Genomic DNA, 15,423 nt, shown 5'->3' on the forward strand with positions numbered 1-15,423 from the left:
TCCCGTAAGCGCCGGCGACTGAGAGACCGGCGTGCTCCCGCTTACGAAGGAGTGCTGCCGTGGACCCCGATATCGACCGGACGGCACTGCTGCGCGCGCATGCGACGCTTTCCGCCGGCTGCGCCTTCGTCGCGATGCGCGCCGGGCAGGAAGAGGCGGCGCGGACCTCCCACCCGGCGCACGCGCGGATGACCGGCAATCGCCTGCATGAGCTCGACCGCTTCCTGTCCGTGCTGATCGACGAGGCGGCCTCGCTGAGGACTGGACCGCGTCGGGACGCGCGCTTCTTCGCGCGTATGCGCAACACCCCGGAAAAGCTTCGGCGGCTCGGGTCCGCGGCCGCGCTCCACGGCGCCGTCGGCCAGCGGTTGGGCGCGATCGGACGTGTCTGCGCCTATCTGCGTCATTGCGGCGATGGGGTCCACCGCTCCGGTCTGGCCCATGACATGCGGCTCGCCGGCGGGAGGGCGGATCAGGAGAGGCCGACCGCGGAAGCGTCCATGGCGATGTACCTCGAACCCCCGACGATCGTCGCGATCGCCGGCCTCTATCGCTTCGTGGGGGACGCGTTGATCGGGGCCGTGGACGGGACCGCGCCTTGACTTTGGCCCGCCGAGCGCCCATTTGCGCTATTGCTAACGTCGCCTGCGACGGAATTTGATGCCTGACTCCGTCAGGCCTGATCCGCGGTGGAAGTAGGTTTCCATCTCGAACGATCCGGCTCCCGGCTGATCCTTCCTTTCTCTCGCTTCAAGCTCCGTTCGTGCTTTTGCGGACGGATTCCCTGATGTTTTGAAAGGACATCATCATGCCTATCGGCACCGTCAAATTCTTCAACGCCGACAAGGGCTACGGCTTCATCGCCCCCGAGGACGGCGGCAACGACAGCTTCGTGCATGTCAGCGCCGTAGAACGCGCCGGCATGGTCACGCTGAACAAGGACCAGCGGATCAGCTACGAAATCGAGACCGACCGCCGCGGCAAGCCGTCGGCCGTTAACCTCCAGGCCGTTTGAATCCTTGGCCAAGGAGGAACTGCTCGTTCTCAACGGTGTGATCCAGGAGATACTTCCCGATGGACGCTTTCGCGTTTCGCTGGAGAATGATCATATGATCATCGCCTACACGGCCGGCCGGATGCGGCGCTTCCGCATCCGATCGGTCGTGGGCGACGCCGTCCAGGTGGAGATGAGCCCCTATGATCTCGGCAAGGGCCGGATCATCTATCGCGAGCGGACGCCCGGACCTGCGGGTGCGGGCGGTCGCAGGCCGCGACGCTGACTTTTATCATGATCCGCGTCCGATCGGACGCGACAAGGACATCAATGTTTTTCAAGAAGACTATCGGTAGCAGCAAGAACCTCTACCCCAACGCCGCTTTCCCCAAGAAAGCCCGAGGCGCGACGAACGGGACCTTGTCCCGCCAGGAACTCCAGCGCATCGTCGCCGATATCCTCGGCTGATCGCGCTTCAACCATAAGGACCGCGCCATGTCGGCTACCAGCGATTTCTATCTCGCCCGCGCGGCGGAAAGCGCCCTCCTGGCAGACGCCACCGACCTGGCGAATGTGCGGGATCGCTGGCTTCGCGCCGAGAGCGCCTGGCGCGCAATGGCCGAAAAGCTGGTGAGGAGCGAATCCAAGCGTGCCGAGGCAGCGATCGAGAAAGCCGAGCGCTCCGGCCTCTGACGCGGCCGGTCAGAGCATCGTGCGCTTGATTTGACGCACCCACGTCCGCTCATCCTCAGGAGGGACTGAGCTTTGGCGAAGGCCCATCTCGAAGGATCCACATATCCTCCGAGATGCCATTTCGCCTTCGCTCAATGGCTCCTCAGGGGTGAGGGTCCCGATAAACCGCACGATGCTCTAGAATAGGGCTGGCTAGTGCCGCTCGGCAGGGACAAGCTCGGCAGCGTCGCGCGCCGCGATCGCCGCGCTCTGGGCCAGCAGGTCGAGCATGCGATCGCTGACGCGCTGATCGAGCAGCATCTGGATTCCGAGCTCGAGCTTCGTCGCCCGGGCGACGTCTCCGGCTCGGGCGAAGATCGTCCGGGTGATCTTTAGGCTGTCGAGCAGTTCCCGGCGCCGCATCGAACGGTCGTCGTCATCCGGGTTCATCGGAACCTCCTTGCGCAACCACGATAGGTAGGGACAACGCACCGGTGCGCCGCTTTGTTCAGCCCTCCGTCGCACGGGCGCGGGAGCGCAGGTAGAGGTGGGTCGTCATCGTCGCGCCCAATATCGGCGCGACCAGGTTGACGAAGGGGACCAGGAACAGGGCGGTCACGGTCGATCCGATCAGCATCCGTTCGATCCGCGTCCTTGCCAGCCAGACCTGCCGCTCCGCCCGGTCGCCATGGCGCGCGGCGACCATCTCGCCCAGGTCGCGACCGAAGGCGATGCCGTTGACGATCACGAACAGGACCAGCGGTCCGACGCCCGTGAACAGCAGGATGACGTAGAAGGGCAGGGCGACCAGATTGTAGATCAGTACGCGCGCGGCCGATCGCAAGCCGAGCAGGACGGCGCCGCCCGCCCCGATCGATCGCGCCGCGGTCGCGGCCCGCGGATAATGGCGTTGCTCGACGATGGCGGCGATCCGCTCGACAAAGGCGCAGACCACGCCCAGCGCGACCGCCGGGAACAGGAACCACAACGCGAGCAGGGTCAGTATGACAGCGCCGACTCCGCCCTCGGCCGGGCTGAGGGTGCATTCCATGTCACCGAACGCGGCGCAGGGATCGCTCCCCGCCAGTGCCCAGCCGAGCACGACGCCGAGCGCGGCGAAGATCAGCAACGTGACCAGCAGCGACCGGAGCAGGATGCGGAGGATCCGGGAATCGAACAGGTCGCCCAGGGCGAGGGGAAGAATGCCGATCACCGCGGCACTACGGTTGACGGCGGGCGGAGTTCCGGAAGGCGGAGCCGCATCACGCGGCGTCGGCTCCGGCCTCGCCGTCGCGCTCCTCGAGGATCGTCCGGCGGAACGCCGCGCCGGTCGGCGACAGCTCCTCGTTGTGGACGAGCCACAGCGAGCTGGGGCTGGGCGCGGCGAAGGAACGGTTGACGACATTGTCGACGTGCAGTCGCGCCATCGACTGGGCGATGATGGTCGGCCCGAAGCCGGCCGAAACGAGGCCGAGCAGCGTCGCCAGGCTGCGCGCCTCATGCGCGATCTTGGGCACGAAGCCCGCCTCCTCGCACAGCGCGAAGAAATGCTCGGTGAAGCCGGTGCCGTTGGGCGGCCCGTAGAGGACCAGCGGTTCGTCGCGGAGGTCGGCGATCCGGGGCGGCTGCGGACGGCGGGCAAGCCAATGATCGTCGCGCACCGCCAGGATCATCTCCTCCTGCTGAAGGCATTGCGCCACCATGCCTTCGGGCAGGATCGGCGTCCGGTAGTCGCGGACGATGCCGATATCGAGCTGGCGGCTGAGCACGCCCTCGATCTGCTCGTCGCGTCCCTGTTCGCGCAGGACCAGCTCGACATCGGGATAGCTTTGCCGGAAGCGGTGCAGCGCCCGCGCGACGAAGGGTATGAACGGGCCCGAGGTGGTGAAGCCCAGGCCGAGCCGGCCGATCTCGGCACGATGGGCGAGCCGTGCGATCCGCGCCGCGCGATCGGCCTGCTCCAGCGCCCGGCGCGCCTCCGGCTCGAACAGCCGCCCCGCCTCGGTCAGGCGGACGCGCCGGCTGGTGCGATCGAACAGCCGCACGCCCAGCTCGTCCTCCAATGCCCTGATCTGCTTGCTGAGCGGCGGCTGCGAGATGCCGAGCCGCTGGGCCGCGCGGCCGAAATGCATCTCGTCGGCGACACGGAGGAAGTAACGCAAATGCCGCAGGTCCATCGATCCATTCCGTGAGGATATCGATCGAGGCATATTATGTATTAGACGCGAAATGTCCAACGCGGCATGGGCGTGATGAACAGGACGGCGCCCCGCGCCGGTCGCCGCGGATTCCGCGGGGCCCACGACCAGCGGTTTCAGCGTCCGAAATTGTCAGGAGAGGTGAAAGGCATTGCGTCGCGGCACCAGTTCCGCCGACGATGCATCCGGGAGTCGTGAATGATCGGTATCGTCAAGGTCGCCCTGCATCGTCCCCTGACCTTCATCGTCATGGCGATCCTGATCGCGATCGGAGGCACGCTCGCGGCGCTGCGCATGCCGGTCGACATCTTCCCGAACATCCGCATCCCGGTGATCGCCGTGGCCTGGCAATATGCCGGCCTGCCGCCTGAGGACATGGCGGACCGGATCATCGGCCCCTATGAGCGGGTGCTGACCACGACGGTCAACGACATCGATCATGTCGAGAGCCAGTCGCTGCTCGGCGTCGGCATCGTCAAGATCTACTTCCAGCCGGGCGCCGATATCCGCACCGCCACCGCGCAGGTCACCTCGATCTCGCAGACCGTGCTGCGGCAGATGCCGCCGGGCACCACTCCGCCGCTCATCCTCAACTACAATGCGTCGACCGTGCCGATCCTCCAGCTCGCCCTGTCGGGCAAGGGGCTGTCGGAGCAGCAGCTGTTCGACATCGGCCAGAACCAGATCCGGCCGCAGCTCGTCACCGTGCCCGGGCTTGCCATGCCTTTCCCGTCGGGCGGCAAGCAGCGGCAGGTCCAGATCGATCTCAACCCGCTCGCGCTCCAGTCGAAGGGGCTGTCGGCGCAGGACGTCGGCGCCGCCATCGCCGCGCAGAACCAGATCAACCCCGCCGGCTTCGTCAAGATCGGCGAGATGCAATACAGCGTCCGCCTGAACAACGCGCCCGCGTCGATCGAGGCGCTCAACAACCTGCCGGTCAAGGTGGTCAACGGCGCGACCATCTACATGCGCGACGTCGCCTATGTTCGTGACGGCAGCGCGCCGCAGCAGAACATCGTCCATGTCGAGGGGGGACGTTCGGCCTTGCTGACCGTCCTCAAGAATGGCGCGACGTCGACCCTGGCTATCGTCGAGGGGGTCAAGGAGACGTTGCCGCGCATCGCCGCGACGCTGCCCGAGAGTCTTCGTATCCTGCCGATCGGCGACCAGTCGCTGTTCGTCAAGGCGGCGGTGCAGGGGGTCATCCACGAAGGCGCGATCGCCGCGGCGCTGACCTCGCTGATGATCCTGCTGTTCCTTGGTTCGTGGCGGTCGACGATCATCATCGCGCTGTCGATCCCGCTCGCCATCCTCGGTGCGATCGCGGCGCTCGGGGCCTTCGGCCAGACGCTCAACGTGATGACGCTGGGCGGGCTCGCGCTCGCGGTCGGCATCCTCGTCGACGACGCGACGGTGACGATCGAGAACATCAACTGGCACCTCGAGCAGGGCAAGACCGTGATCGAGGCGATCCTGGCCGGCGCGGCGCAGATCGTCACGCCGGCCTTCGTCTCGCTGCTGTGCATCTGCATCGTGTTCGTGCCGATGTTCTTCCTGCCCGGTGTCGCCGGCTTCCTGTTCGTGCCGATGGCGCTGTCGGTCGTCTTCGCGATGATCGCGTCCTTCATATTGTCGCGCACGCTGGTACCGACGATGGCGATGTACCTGCTCAAGGCGCACCGGCCGGGCGACGAGGACGAGCATCTTGCCGGCACGCCCGGCTCGCACAACCCGCTGGTCCGTTTCCAGCGCGGCTTCGAGCATCGCTTCGAGAAGGTCCGGGCCGGCTATGTCGGCCTGCTCCGCCGCGCGCTCCAGGCGCGCAAGCGCTTCCTGCTCGGCTTCATGGTCGTGGTGCTGCTGTCGTTCGGCCTGGTGCCGTTCCTTGGCAGCAACTTCTTCCCATCGGTCGATTCCGGTCAGATCGCGATGCACGTCCGCGTCCCCGCCGGCACCCGCATCGAACAGACCGCCGCGACCTTCGACCGCATCGCCCGCGAGGTCCGCACGATCATTCCGACGAGCGAGCTGGCGTCGATCACCGACAATATCGGCCTGCCGGTCAGCTCGATCAACACGGTCTACAACAACAGCGGCACGATCGGCCCGCAGGACGGCGACATGTTGATCGCGCTCGCCGAGGACCACCGCCCGACCGAGCGGATCGTCGCCGAGCTGCGGCGCGAGCTCCCCCGCCGTTTTCCTGGCGTGACCTTCTCCTTCCTGCCGGCCGACATCACCAGCCAGATCCTCAATTTCGGCGCGCCGGCCCCTATCGACATCCAGATCGCCGGCAAGAAGGCGGCCGACAACCGCGCCTATGCGCAGAAGCTGCTCGCCAGGATCGCCACCATTCCCGGCCTGGCCGACGCGCGCATCCAGCAGCCGGCGCGCGCGCCGCAGCTCAACGTCGACGTCGATCGCTCGCGCGCCGGCCAATATGGGCTGACCGAGCGCGACGTCACCACCAGTCTGGCCAGCCAGCTCGCCGGCACCTCGCAGACCGCGCCGGTCTTCTTCGTCAATCCCGAGAACGGCGTGCAATATCCGGTGGTGGCGCAGGCGCCCGAATATCTGGTCGGATCGATGGGCGACCTGTCCAACCTGCCGGTGTCGGGTGCCGCCAACGTGCCGGTGCAGCCGCTCGGCGGTCTCGCCGCGATCGAGCGGTCCAGCACCGTGCCGGTCGTCTCGCACTATAATATCGAGCCGGTGCTCGACATCTTCGCGACCACGCAGGGCCGCGACCTGGGCGCGGTCGCGGGCGACGTGCGGCGCGCGATCAAGGCGCTGGAGGCGGAGCAGCCCAAGGGCGTCACCGTCACCATCCGCGGCCAATATGCGACGATGAACACCGCCTTTTCGGGGCTCGCCTTCGGGCTGCTCGGCGCGGTCGTGCTGATCTACCTGCTGATCGTCGTCAACTTCCAGAGCTGGGTCGATCCGTTCGTGATCATCACCGCGCTGCCCGCGGCGCTCGCCGGTATCGTCTGGATGCTGTTCACCACCGGCACGACGCTATCGGTGCCCGCGCTGACCGGCGCGATCATGTGCATGGGCGTGGCGACCGCCAATTCGATCCTGGTGGTCAGCTTCGCGCGGGAGAGGCTCGCCGAGCTCGGCGATGCGACCATGGCCGCGATCGAGGCCGGCATGGTCCGCTTCCGCCCGGTGCTGATGACCGCGCTGGCGATGATCATCGGCATGGCGCCGATGGCGTTCGGGCTGGGCGAAGGCGGCGAGCAGAACGCACCGCTCGGCCGCGCCGTGATCGGCGGCCTGATCTGCGCTACCATCGCCACCCTGTTCTTCGTCCCCACCGTCTTTGCCCTGGCGCACCGCAAGCGGGGCGCGAAGGCCGTCTCCTTGGAAATGCAGTCCAGCCATGTCTGAGCCCTCCAGCACCCCGGAAACCCAGATCGATCGGGGCCCCGATGGCCGCACCCTGAAGCGAGTGGGCATCGGCGCCGGCGCGGTGGCGCTGATCGTCGTCGGCATCGGCGTCGCCTCGCGCATCAGCGCCACCAACGAACTGCGCCGGACCGCCGCCGACGCCGCGGTGCCGACCGTGTCGGTGGTGCTGCCCACCGTCGACGGGGAGGGAGGGAAGCTGCTGCTGCCCGGCAACGTCCAGGCGTTCAACAGTGCCGCCATCTACGCGCGGACCAACGGCTATGTCCGCCGCTGGCTCGCCGACATCGGAGATCGGGTGCATGCGGGCCAGCCGCTCGCGGTGCTCGACGCACCCGAGCTCGACCAGCAGCTTGCAGCCGCCCGCGCCGACTATCAGACCGCGCTCGCCAACCAGCGCCTCGCCGACATCACCGCGAAGCGATGGAGCGCGATGCTGGCGCAGGACGCGGTGTCGCGGCAGGAAGCGGACGAGAAGGCGGGCGACCTCGCCGCGCGCACCGCGCTGTCCAATGCCGCGCTCGCCAATGTGAAGCGGCTCCAGGCGCTGCAGGGCTTCACCCGGCTGACCGCGCCGTTTGACGGCGTTGTGACGAGTCGGTCGGCGCAGATCGGTGCGCTGGTCGTCGCGGGCAATGCGGCGGCGCAACCGCTGTTCACCGTGTCCGATACCCATCGCATGCGTGTCTACGTCCGCGTCCCGCAGGGCTATTCGGCCTCGATCCGCCCCGGCATGGAGGCAACGATGTCGCTGCCCGAATATCCGGGCCGGGCCTTCGCCGCGAGGCTGACCCGCAGCGCCGGTGCGGTCGACGCGCAGTCGGGTGCGGTGCTCGTCGAACTCCAGGCCGACAATCGCGACGGCGCGCTCAAGCCGGGGGCGTTCGCACAGGTCAGCTTCCGGGTCGGCGCGGGCCAGGGCAACGGCGTCAGCCTGCCCGGCAGTACGATCCTCTATGGGAAGGACGGTCCGACCGTCGCGGTGGTCGGCCGCGACGGCCATGTCACCGTCAAGCCCGTCGCCATCGCCCGCGACGAAGGCGCCACGGTGCTGCTGTCGGGCGGTGTCGTACCTGGCGAGCGAGTGATCGACACGCCGCCCGATGCGATCCGCAGCGGCGATCGGGTGCGGGTGCAGACCACGGCCGATGCCGCCGGAAAAGGCGCCGCACATGCGGGCTGAAGGCCGCGCCGCGGTACTGGCCCTGGCATTGGCGATGATGGCGGGTTGCTCGATGGCACCCGCCTATCGTCCGCCGCAGACGCCCGCGCCGCAGGGTTTCAAGGAGGTCGAGGGCTGGACCGCCGCGACGCCGATGGATGCCGCGCCGCGCGGCGATTGGTGGACGGCCTTCGACGATCCGGTGCTCGACGACCTGATCAGGCGCGCCGCACAGGCGAGCCCGACCCTGGAGGCGGCGCTCGCCCGCTACAACCAGGCGCGCGCAGCGGCGCGGATCGAATCCGCCGACCTGTTCCCGCAGATCGCGGCCGGCGCCGACGCAGGCCGCCAGCGCGTGTCGGGCAATCGCTTCAACGGGAACGGTACCGCGCAGACCTACAGCCAATATACGGTCGGCGCGACGCTCGATTATGAGCTCGACCTGTGGGGCCGCATCCGCAACGGCGCCAAGGCGGCGCGCGCCGATGCGGAGGCGAGTGGCGACGATCTCGCCTCGGCCCGGCTCAGCCTGCAGACCGCGGTGGCCGACGCCTATGCGCGCCTGCGCGGGCTCGATGCCGAGGCGGAGCTCCTGCGCCAGACCGTCGACGCCTTCGGCAAGGCCTATGAGCTGACCGCGAAGCGCCATGACGGCGGCATCGCCTCCGGCAGCGACGTCAATCGTGCGCGGACGGTGCTCGACAATGCCCGCGCGCAGATCTCGGCGATCGCCAACCAGCGCGCGGCGACCGAGCACGAGATTGCCGCGCTGGTCGGCGCGGTGGCGTCGGACTTCGCGATTCCCGTGCGCGACCGGCCGCTGGTATCGCCGGCGATACCGGCCGGCGCGCCCTCCGCCCTGCTCCAGCGGCGGCCCGACATTGCGGCGGCCGAGCGGCGGATGTTCGCGGCCAATGCGCGGATCGGCGTGGCGCGGGCGGCCTTCTTCCCGACGCTGACGCTCGGCCTCGCGGGCGGCTGGCAGACAACCCATGGCGAGCTGTTCGCCGCACCCAACGGCTTCTGGGGGCTCGGGCCGGCTTCGGCGCTGCTGTCGCTGTTCGACGGGGGCCGGCGCAAGGCGGGGGTGCGTCTGTCGCGCGCCGAATATGATGAAATGGCGGCCGACTATCGCGGCACCGTGCTGACCGCTTTCCGCGAGGTCGAGGACGCGCTTGCGGCGAGCCGCCACCTGGCCGACCAGATCGCCCAACAGCGCAGCGCCGCGACGGCGGCCGAGCGGACCAGCCAGCTCGCGCTGACCCGCTATCGCGACGGCGCGGCCGACTATCTGGAGGTGGTGACGGCGCAGACCGATGCGCTCGACGCCCGGCGGGCGCTGCTGTCGGCGGAGACCCAGCGCATGCGCGCGAGCGTGGCGCTGGTGCGCGCGTTGGGCGGGGCGGCCTGACGCCACACCGCCGGCATGACGGGTAGCGCGTCGCCCCCTCAGAGCGCCAATGTCGCGGCCAGCTTGCGGTATTTTTCGACGTCCTTGTCGAAGAAATAGAGCGCCGGCGCCTCATAGGTGACGAGGTAGAGCTTGCCGCCGACGAACGCACCGATCGCCTCGCCCTTGCGCCGCACCCCATCGTCCTCGCGCGCGAAGCGGTAGGTGAAGCGGATCGCCTTGTGCCCGCCCAGCGTCGCCGGCTCCTGGCTGTCGATGTCCATCTGGCTGACTGCATATTGGATGCGATAGGTCGACTCCAGCATCACCGGGATGTCGGTGATCAGCATGTCGGCCGCAACCTTGGGCAGCGGCTGGCGCTTCTTGTCGATCTCGCGCACCAGCGGTTTCCCGCTCGGGATACCGCCGAAGAAGGTGACCTTGTTGAGCTGGTCGCCGTCGCGGGTCCAGATCTCGACATTCTTGCCGTCCTTGCGGCTCAGCCGGTTCCACTCGTCGACCGGCGCGGCCGAGAAGCTCGACCCGGCGATATTCGGGCGGGGCCCGGCCGAGACCAGCGAATTGGCGGCAGCGGGCGACATGGCCGCGAGGCCCATGGAGAGGCCGATCAAAAGGCGCGTCATCGTCATATCCTCAGTTCGCCACCAGCGCGCGGATCATCTTGGCGTCGGACGCCTCGGGCATCGCGGTCAGATAGGCGTTCAGCGACTGGCGCCCTTCGTCCGCTTGTCCGTTGCGGAGCAGCGCCAGCCCCAGGTTGCGATCCAGTTCGGCCCCCATATATCCGGCGGCGCGGGCCTCGCGATAATATTGGGCGGCCACCTGCAGGTCGCGTGGGTTGCCGCGCGTGCGGTAGAGTTCGGCGCGGGCGAAGAGCAGATCCGGTCCCCAGCCGGAATCCGCCGCGAGCGACTGCAGGATATGTTCGGTGCCTCCGAAATCGTTGCGCTTGATCTGCGCGGCCAGGAAGCGCGGCAGATAGGGCGCCATGGCGGCACGATATTCCTTGGCGCGCGCGTCGCCGCCCGGCGGCATCTTCGCCGCGGCCTCGGCCAGATAGATCGACCGCTTGAGATGCGTGGGGTGCGAGTCGAAGTAGCCGGCCGTGTATTTCTGCTTGGGCTTCTGGTTGCGGCCGGCCGCGCTCGCATCCTCCTCGGCCATCAGGTTCTTCCACACCTCGGAGGGCGTCGACGCGGGATAGCCCGACAACGCGGCATATTGCAGGCCGAGCAGATCGGCATCGGTCTCCTGTTCCCTGCCATAGCGGTAGATGCCCCTCTCTATGATGCTCTGCGTGGAGCTGGTGTCGCGATTGGTCAGCGCGCCCCAGACGCCGATCCAGGCGATCGCGTCGGTCGCCCGGCGCCTTTGCTGGAAACCGGTGAGGCTATGCCGCAGCTCGAAATGCGCGAACTCGTGACCGAGCACCGCCGCCAGCTCGGCCTCGCTCCGCGACCGCAGCAGCAGGCCTGACCAGACCTGCATCGTGCCATTGGCCATCATCGACGCGTTGAAGCCGGGAATCTCCATCGCATAGATGCGCACGCCCGCGCAGCGTTCCGTGCCCACTTCGCGACACAGCACCTCGCGCAGATAGGCCTCCAGCCCGGCTTCGCGGATCCGCAGCGGACTGTCGCGCAAGCCGCGCTCGGCCTCATCCGCCTCCATCCAGACGCCGCGCTCGTCGACGGTTCGGGGTTCATAGGCACGGGTGTAGGTGGGCAACTCCAGCCCCGGCTCGGCCCCACTCGCCGGCGATGGACCGAGCAGCGCCAGGATCGAGCCGGCTCCGCACAGGGCGAAACGGGACAGGTGCCGCATGCTATTCGCCCTCCGCCGGCGCCTCGGCCGGCCTGCCGGGAAAGCCTTCGAGCAATTGCCTGACCCGCTTGGCCGCGCCTTCGGCGGTGCGCACGTCGCCGCCCATCTCCCAGTCGGCGTTCAACCAGACGAGTTCGCCGGTCTTCAGGTCGACCAGGCCGGCATGGCCCTTGTGCACGCCCGACGACACGCCAGCGCCGGGAGCGAACATGGAGACGATCTGCAATATCTTGCGACCGGTCGAGCCATATTCGTCATGCACGTTGATGAAGAGCGCATAGTCCCCGCCTTCCAGCGACTTCAACCCGGCGATGCCGTTGCCGACGCCCCAGTCGAAGCTGTCCTTGCGCTTCTTGGTCGGTAGCCGGTTGCCGGAAAAGAACTGATATTCGATCACGGACTCGGCGACCGCGCCGAACAGGTGCGAATATTCGGCTACCAGCGCACCCTCGCCGGACGCGTCTTCGTCATAGCTGATGACGACATTGCCCAGTCCCGTCTGGGCATCGGCCAGGGCCCGCGCGATATTCTCGCGCGCCTGGGTCGTCCAGTCGGCATTGGGCTCCGGCATCCCGGCAGTTGATTGCTCGCCGACCCAGATGGTGGGCCGCATCAGGACGATGCGGGCGGTGCCAGGCGCCAGGGTGAAGCCCGGCTTGTTCCCGGTCTTTTCCTGCGCCGCGGCGGATATGCCCGTCGCCGCGATCGCCACGGCACAGGCCGCGCGCAAAAACCATGTGATCTTCATGAGGCCCCCCTCCGGAGGCTATCATCCGATCAAAGCATGGCGTTGGAAAGCAGTCCGCACCGTATTGGTTCATTCTCCCGCCCGTCCTGTGGCCGGGCGGGAGAGTAAGCAGGGGTTACTCCCCCTTGACCTGACTCACGTCGCGCACCGCGCCGCGGGCGGCGTTGGTCGTGAGAGCGGCATAAGCGCGAAGGGCGGGGGAGACGTTGCGCTTGCGTCCGAACGGCTTCCAGGCCTTCTTGCCGCGCGCGACCATCTCCTCCTGCCGGGCGGCCAGCGTCGCGTCGTCGACGTCGAGGCGGATGCCGCGGTTGGGGATGTCGATCAGGATCGGGTCGCCGGTCTGGACCAGCGCGATCAGGCCGCCTTCGGCCGCCTCCGGCGAGACATGGCCGATCGACAGGCCCGAGGTGCCGCCCGAGAAGCGGCCGTCGGTGATCAGCGCGCAGGCCTTGCCCAGGCCCTTCGACTTCAGATAGCTGGTCGGGTAGAGCATCTCCTGCATGCCCGGCCCGCCCTTCGGCCCTTCGTAGCGGATCACCACCACGTCGCCGGCCTTCACCTCGTTGCCGAGGATGCCGGCCACCGCCGCGTCCTGGCTCTCATAGACGCGCGCGGTGCCATTGAAGGTCAGCACGCTTTCGTCGACGCCGGCCGTCTTGACGATGCAGCCCTCGGGCGCGAGGTTGCCGAACAGGACGGCGAGGCCGCCATCCTTGGAGAAGGGATGCTCCGCGCTGCGGATCACGCCGGCCTCGCGGTCGAGGTCGAGCTCCTTCCAGCGGTTGCTCTGGCTGAACGCCACCGTGGTGCGCACGCCGCCGGGGGCGGCCTTGTAGAATTCGCGCACGCTCTCGCTCTCGGTGCGGCTGACGTCCCAGCGGTCGAGCGCCGCGCCCAGCGTCGGCGCATGGACGGTCGGCAGGCTGGCATCGATCAGACCGGCCCTGTCGAGCTGGCCGAGGATCGCCATGATGCCGCCGGCGCGATGGACGTCCTCCATATGAACGTCCTGCTTGGCGGGCGCGACCTTGCACAGGCAGGGGACGCGACGCGACAGCCGGTCGATGTCGGCCATGGTGAACGGTACCTGGCCCTCATGCGCGGCGGCGAGCAGGTGGAGCACCGTGTTGGTCGATCCGCCCATCGCGATGTCGAGGCTCATCGCATTCTCGAACGCGGCGAAGCTGGCGATGCTGCGCGGCAGGGCGGTGGCGTCATCCTGCTCATACCAGCGGCGGGCGAGATCGACGATCGTGTGCCCCGCCTCGCGGAACAGCTTCTCGCGGTCGGCATGGGTGGCGAGGACCGATCCGTTGCCGGGCAGCGACAGACCCAGCGCCTCGGTCAGGCAGTTCATGCTGTTGGCGGTGAACATGCCCGAGCAGGAGCCGCAGGTCGGGCAGGCCGACCGCTCGATCACCTTCACCTCCTCGTCGGTGTAGTTCTCGTCGGCGGCGACGATCATCGCGTCGATCAGGTCGACCGCGATGGTCTCGCCGCGAATGTCGACCTTGCCGGCTTCCATCGGCCCTCCCGACACGAAGATGACCGGGATGTTGAGGCGCATCGCCGCCATCAGCATGCCCGGCGTGATCTTGTCGCAGTTGGAGATGCACAGCAGCGCGTCGGCGCAATGCGCGTTGACCATATATTCGACGCTGTCGGCGATCAGGTCGCGGCTCGGCAGCGAATAGAGCATGCCGTCATGACCCATGGCGATGCCGTCGTCGACCGCGATGGTGTTGAATTCCTTGGCGACGCCGCCGGCCGCCTCGATCTCCCGCGCGACGAGCTGGCCGAGGTCCTTGAGGTGGACATGGCCCGGCACGAACTGGGTGAAGCTGTTGGCGATCGCGATGATCGGCTTGCCGAAATCCTCGTCGGTCATGCCGGTGGCGCGCCACAGGCCGCGCGCGCCCGCCATGTTGCGGCCATGGGTGCTGGTGCGGGAACGATAAGCGGGCATGTCCACGGTCCTCGAATTCTTGTCGACGTGCCGCCCATGATAGGCGCTTTTCCATGGGTTGGGAAATATACTATTCAGTCGCTATAAGGTCGTAGGGAGACTTAATAGATGGACCTGCGCCAGCTCCGCCACTTCGTCGCGGTCGCCGATACGCTGCATTTCGGCCGCGCGGCCGAGCGGCTCGGCATGACCCAACCGCCGCTCAGCCAGTCGATCCTCGCGCTCGAACGCCAACTCGGCGGGGACCTGTTCGTCCGCTCCAAGCGCAGCGTCGCGCTGACCGCCTTCGGGCGGCAATGGCTCGAACATGTCCGCCCGGCGGTGGCGGCGGTCGCCGCGCTTCCCGCCATCGCCGAACGGCTGCGGTCGGGGGCGTCCGGCCGGCTCTCGCTCGCCTTCGTCAGCACCGCCGACTACAGCGTGCTGCCGACGCTGGTCGAGCGCTATTCCTCGGCCTTTCCCGAGGTCGAGCTGGAGCTGGTCGAGGCGACCAGCGACATTCAGGTCGAGGACCTGCTGAATGGGCGGATCAACGCCGGCATCCTGATCTCGACGCGATCGGCGCTGCCGCCGGCGCTCGCCTATCGCCCGCTGCTCAACGAGCCGCTGGTCGCGGCGGTGCCGGAAAGCTGGATCGAGGAGGGACGCCTTGCGACGGGTGGCGGAACGCTGCGCGGCGACGGCTGGATGGCGCAGCCGCTGATCATATTCCCGGCGCGGGTCGCGCCGGATTTCCACGACCTGGTGATGCGCTTCTACCGGTCGCGCGGGCACCAGCCCTTCATTCGGCAGGAGGCGATCCAGATGCAGACGATCATCAGCCTGGTCTCGGCCGGGCTCGGCATGGCGCTGGTGCCGGCTTCGCTGCGGCATCTGGCACGGACCGGTGTGCGCTACCTTCCGCTGGCGGGCGCGCCGGAGCTCGAAACCGGGCTGGCCTGGCACGAGCGGGACGACAGCCCGACGCTGGCGGCCTTCCTCGCGCTTGCCTCGCCATCGTCCCGCGCTTAGGACGCGTCCTCATGCGGACAACG

General features: G+C 68.0%; 16 protein-coding genes. 9 read left to right on the plus strand and 7 right to left on the minus strand.

Features of this window, described 5'->3' with window-relative positions; translation table 11 throughout:
• The first annotated feature begins 59 nt into the window (after window positions 1-59).
• The 5 genes from B5X82_RS00125 to B5X82_RS00140 all read left to right on the plus strand — a co-directional run bounded on the left by B5X82_RS00125 (window position 60) and on the right by B5X82_RS00140 (window position 1,687).
• Entirely contained in the window at window positions 60-602 is a 543-nt protein-coding gene (locus tag B5X82_RS00125) for a hypothetical protein (protein WP_079646026.1), read from the plus strand.
• 206 nt (window positions 603-808) lie between these two features.
• Entirely contained in the window at window positions 809-1,015 is a 207-nt protein-coding gene (locus B5X82_RS00130) for a cold-shock protein (protein WP_079646027.1), read from the plus strand.
• A 4-nt stretch (window positions 1,016-1,019) separates the two neighbouring features.
• Window positions 1,020-1,280 (plus strand): translation initiation factor IF-1, encoded by a 261-nt coding sequence (gene infA / locus B5X82_RS00135; RefSeq protein ID WP_079646028.1) that lies wholly within the window; start codon window positions 1,020-1,022, stop codon window positions 1,278-1,280.
• Window positions 1,281-1,324: 44 nt separating this feature from the next.
• Window positions 1,325-1,462: a hypothetical protein gene (locus B5X82_RS26620; protein WP_176152419.1), complete on the plus strand. Its 138-nt coding sequence runs from the start codon at window positions 1,325-1,327 to the stop codon at window positions 1,460-1,462.
• Between the two features lie 27 nt (window positions 1,463-1,489).
• Window positions 1,490-1,687 (plus strand): hypothetical protein, encoded by a 198-nt coding sequence (locus tag B5X82_RS00140; RefSeq protein ID WP_079646029.1) that lies wholly within the window; start codon window positions 1,490-1,492, stop codon window positions 1,685-1,687.
• A gap of 192 nt (window positions 1,688-1,879) precedes the next feature.
• On the opposite strand, the gene B5X82_RS00145 is transcribed toward B5X82_RS00140, so the two are convergent.
• The 3 genes from B5X82_RS00145 to B5X82_RS00155 are packed head-to-tail and all read right to left on the minus strand — an operon-like array spanning window position 1,880 to window position 3,843.
• Window positions 1,880-2,116 carry a hypothetical protein gene (locus B5X82_RS00145; protein WP_079646030.1) on the minus strand — a complete coding sequence of 79 codons (237 nt, stop codon included), beginning with the start codon at window positions 2,114-2,116 and terminating at the stop codon, window positions 1,880-1,882.
• A gap of 58 nt (window positions 2,117-2,174) precedes the next feature.
• Window positions 2,175-2,879 (minus strand): EI24 domain-containing protein, encoded by a 705-nt coding sequence (locus tag B5X82_RS00150; protein ID WP_079646031.1) that lies wholly within the window; start codon window positions 2,877-2,879, stop codon window positions 2,175-2,177.
• Window positions 2,880-2,928: 49 nt separating this feature from the next.
• On the minus strand, window positions 2,929-3,843 hold the full coding sequence (locus B5X82_RS00155; protein ID WP_125724772.1) for a LysR substrate-binding domain-containing protein: 915 nt from the start codon (window positions 3,841-3,843) through the stop codon (window positions 2,929-2,931).
• A 219-nt stretch (window positions 3,844-4,062) separates the two neighbouring features.
• Here B5X82_RS00155 and B5X82_RS00160 point away from each other — a divergent pair, with 219 nt between their 5' ends.
• From B5X82_RS00160 to B5X82_RS00170, 3 genes are read left to right on the plus strand one after another with little or no spacing between them, the layout of a single operon-like run.
• The gene (locus tag B5X82_RS00160) at window positions 4,063-7,257 is read left to right on the plus strand and encodes an efflux RND transporter permease subunit (RefSeq protein WP_079646033.1); all 3,195 of its coding nucleotides are present in this window, start codon (window positions 4,063-4,065) and stop codon (window positions 7,255-7,257) included.
• Entirely contained in the window at window positions 7,250-8,458 is a 1,209-nt protein-coding gene (locus B5X82_RS00165) for an efflux RND transporter periplasmic adaptor subunit (protein ID WP_079646034.1), read from the plus strand. Before B5X82_RS00160 ends, B5X82_RS00165 begins: the two co-directional genes overlap by 8 nt.
• A complete protein-coding gene (locus tag B5X82_RS00170; protein WP_079646035.1) occupies window positions 8,448-9,848 on the plus strand; it encodes an efflux transporter outer membrane subunit in 1,401 nt (466 codons plus the stop codon). Before B5X82_RS00165 ends, B5X82_RS00170 begins: the two co-directional genes overlap by 11 nt.
• A gap of 38 nt (window positions 9,849-9,886) precedes the next feature.
• Here the strand turns inward: B5X82_RS00170 and B5X82_RS00175 are convergent, their stop codons facing one another.
• From B5X82_RS00175 to ilvD, 4 genes are all read right to left on the minus strand, one after another.
• Window positions 9,887-10,471 (minus strand): hypothetical protein, encoded by a 585-nt coding sequence (locus B5X82_RS00175; protein WP_079646036.1) that lies wholly within the window; start codon window positions 10,469-10,471, stop codon window positions 9,887-9,889.
• 10 nt (window positions 10,472-10,481) lie between these two features.
• Window positions 10,482-11,672 carry a M48 family metallopeptidase gene (locus B5X82_RS00180; RefSeq protein ID WP_079646037.1) on the minus strand — a complete coding sequence of 397 codons (1,191 nt, stop codon included), beginning with the start codon at window positions 11,670-11,672 and terminating at the stop codon, window positions 10,482-10,484.
• 1 nt (window position 11,673) lies between these two features.
• Window positions 11,674-12,420, minus strand: a complete 747-nt coding sequence (locus tag B5X82_RS00185) for a hypothetical protein (RefSeq protein ID WP_079646038.1) — start codon at window positions 12,418-12,420, stop codon at window positions 11,674-11,676.
• 115 nt (window positions 12,421-12,535) lie between these two features.
• On the minus strand, window positions 12,536-14,389 hold the full coding sequence (gene ilvD / locus B5X82_RS00190; protein WP_079646039.1) for a dihydroxy-acid dehydratase: 1,854 nt from the start codon (window positions 14,387-14,389) through the stop codon (window positions 12,536-12,538).
• 108 nt (window positions 14,390-14,497) lie between these two features.
• On the opposite strand from ilvD, the gene B5X82_RS00195 reads away from it, so the two are divergent.
• Window positions 14,498-15,400 (plus strand): LysR substrate-binding domain-containing protein, encoded by a 903-nt coding sequence (locus B5X82_RS00195; RefSeq protein WP_079646040.1) that lies wholly within the window; start codon window positions 14,498-14,500, stop codon window positions 15,398-15,400.
• Window positions 15,401-15,423: the final 23 nt, after the last annotated feature.

Source organism: Rhizorhabdus histidinilytica (assembly GCF_900167915.1).
Classification (GTDB): Bacteria; Pseudomonadota; Alphaproteobacteria; order Sphingomonadales; family Sphingomonadaceae; genus Rhizorhabdus; species Rhizorhabdus histidinilytica.

Coding starts and splice junctions, on each gene's coding strand:
- ilvD (WP_079646039.1), bottom strand. CDS start 14,389: ATGCCCGCTTATCGTTCCCGCACCAGCACCCATGGCCGCAACATGGCG.
- B5X82_RS00180 (WP_079646037.1), bottom strand. CDS start 11,672: ATGCGGCACCTGTCCCGTTTCGCCCTGTGCGGAGCCGGCTCGATCCTG.
- B5X82_RS00170 (WP_079646035.1), top strand. CDS start 8,448: ATGCGGGCTGAAGGCCGCGCCGCGGTACTGGCCCTGGCATTGGCGATG.
- B5X82_RS26620 (WP_176152419.1), top strand. CDS start 1,325: ATGTTTTTCAAGAAGACTATCGGTAGCAGCAAGAACCTCTACCCCAAC.
- B5X82_RS00130 (WP_079646027.1), top strand. CDS start 809: ATGCCTATCGGCACCGTCAAATTCTTCAACGCCGACAAGGGCTACGGC.
- B5X82_RS00195 (WP_079646040.1), top strand. CDS start 14,498: ATGGACCTGCGCCAGCTCCGCCACTTCGTCGCGGTCGCCGATACGCTG.
- B5X82_RS00155 (WP_125724772.1), bottom strand. CDS start 3,843: ATGGACCTGCGGCATTTGCGTTACTTCCTCCGTGTCGCCGACGAGATG.
- B5X82_RS00160 (WP_079646033.1), top strand. CDS start 4,063: ATGATCGGTATCGTCAAGGTCGCCCTGCATCGTCCCCTGACCTTCATC.
- B5X82_RS00175 (WP_079646036.1), bottom strand. CDS start 10,471: ATGACGCGCCTTTTGATCGGCCTCTCCATGGGCCTCGCGGCCATGTCG.
- B5X82_RS00185 (WP_079646038.1), bottom strand. CDS start 12,420: ATGAAGATCACATGGTTTTTGCGCGCGGCCTGTGCCGTGGCGATCGCG.
- B5X82_RS00140 (WP_079646029.1), top strand. CDS start 1,490: ATGTCGGCTACCAGCGATTTCTATCTCGCCCGCGCGGCGGAAAGCGCC.
- B5X82_RS00145 (WP_079646030.1), bottom strand. CDS start 2,116: ATGAACCCGGATGACGACGACCGTTCGATGCGGCGCCGGGAACTGCTC.
- B5X82_RS00165 (WP_079646034.1), top strand. CDS start 7,250: ATGTCTGAGCCCTCCAGCACCCCGGAAACCCAGATCGATCGGGGCCCC.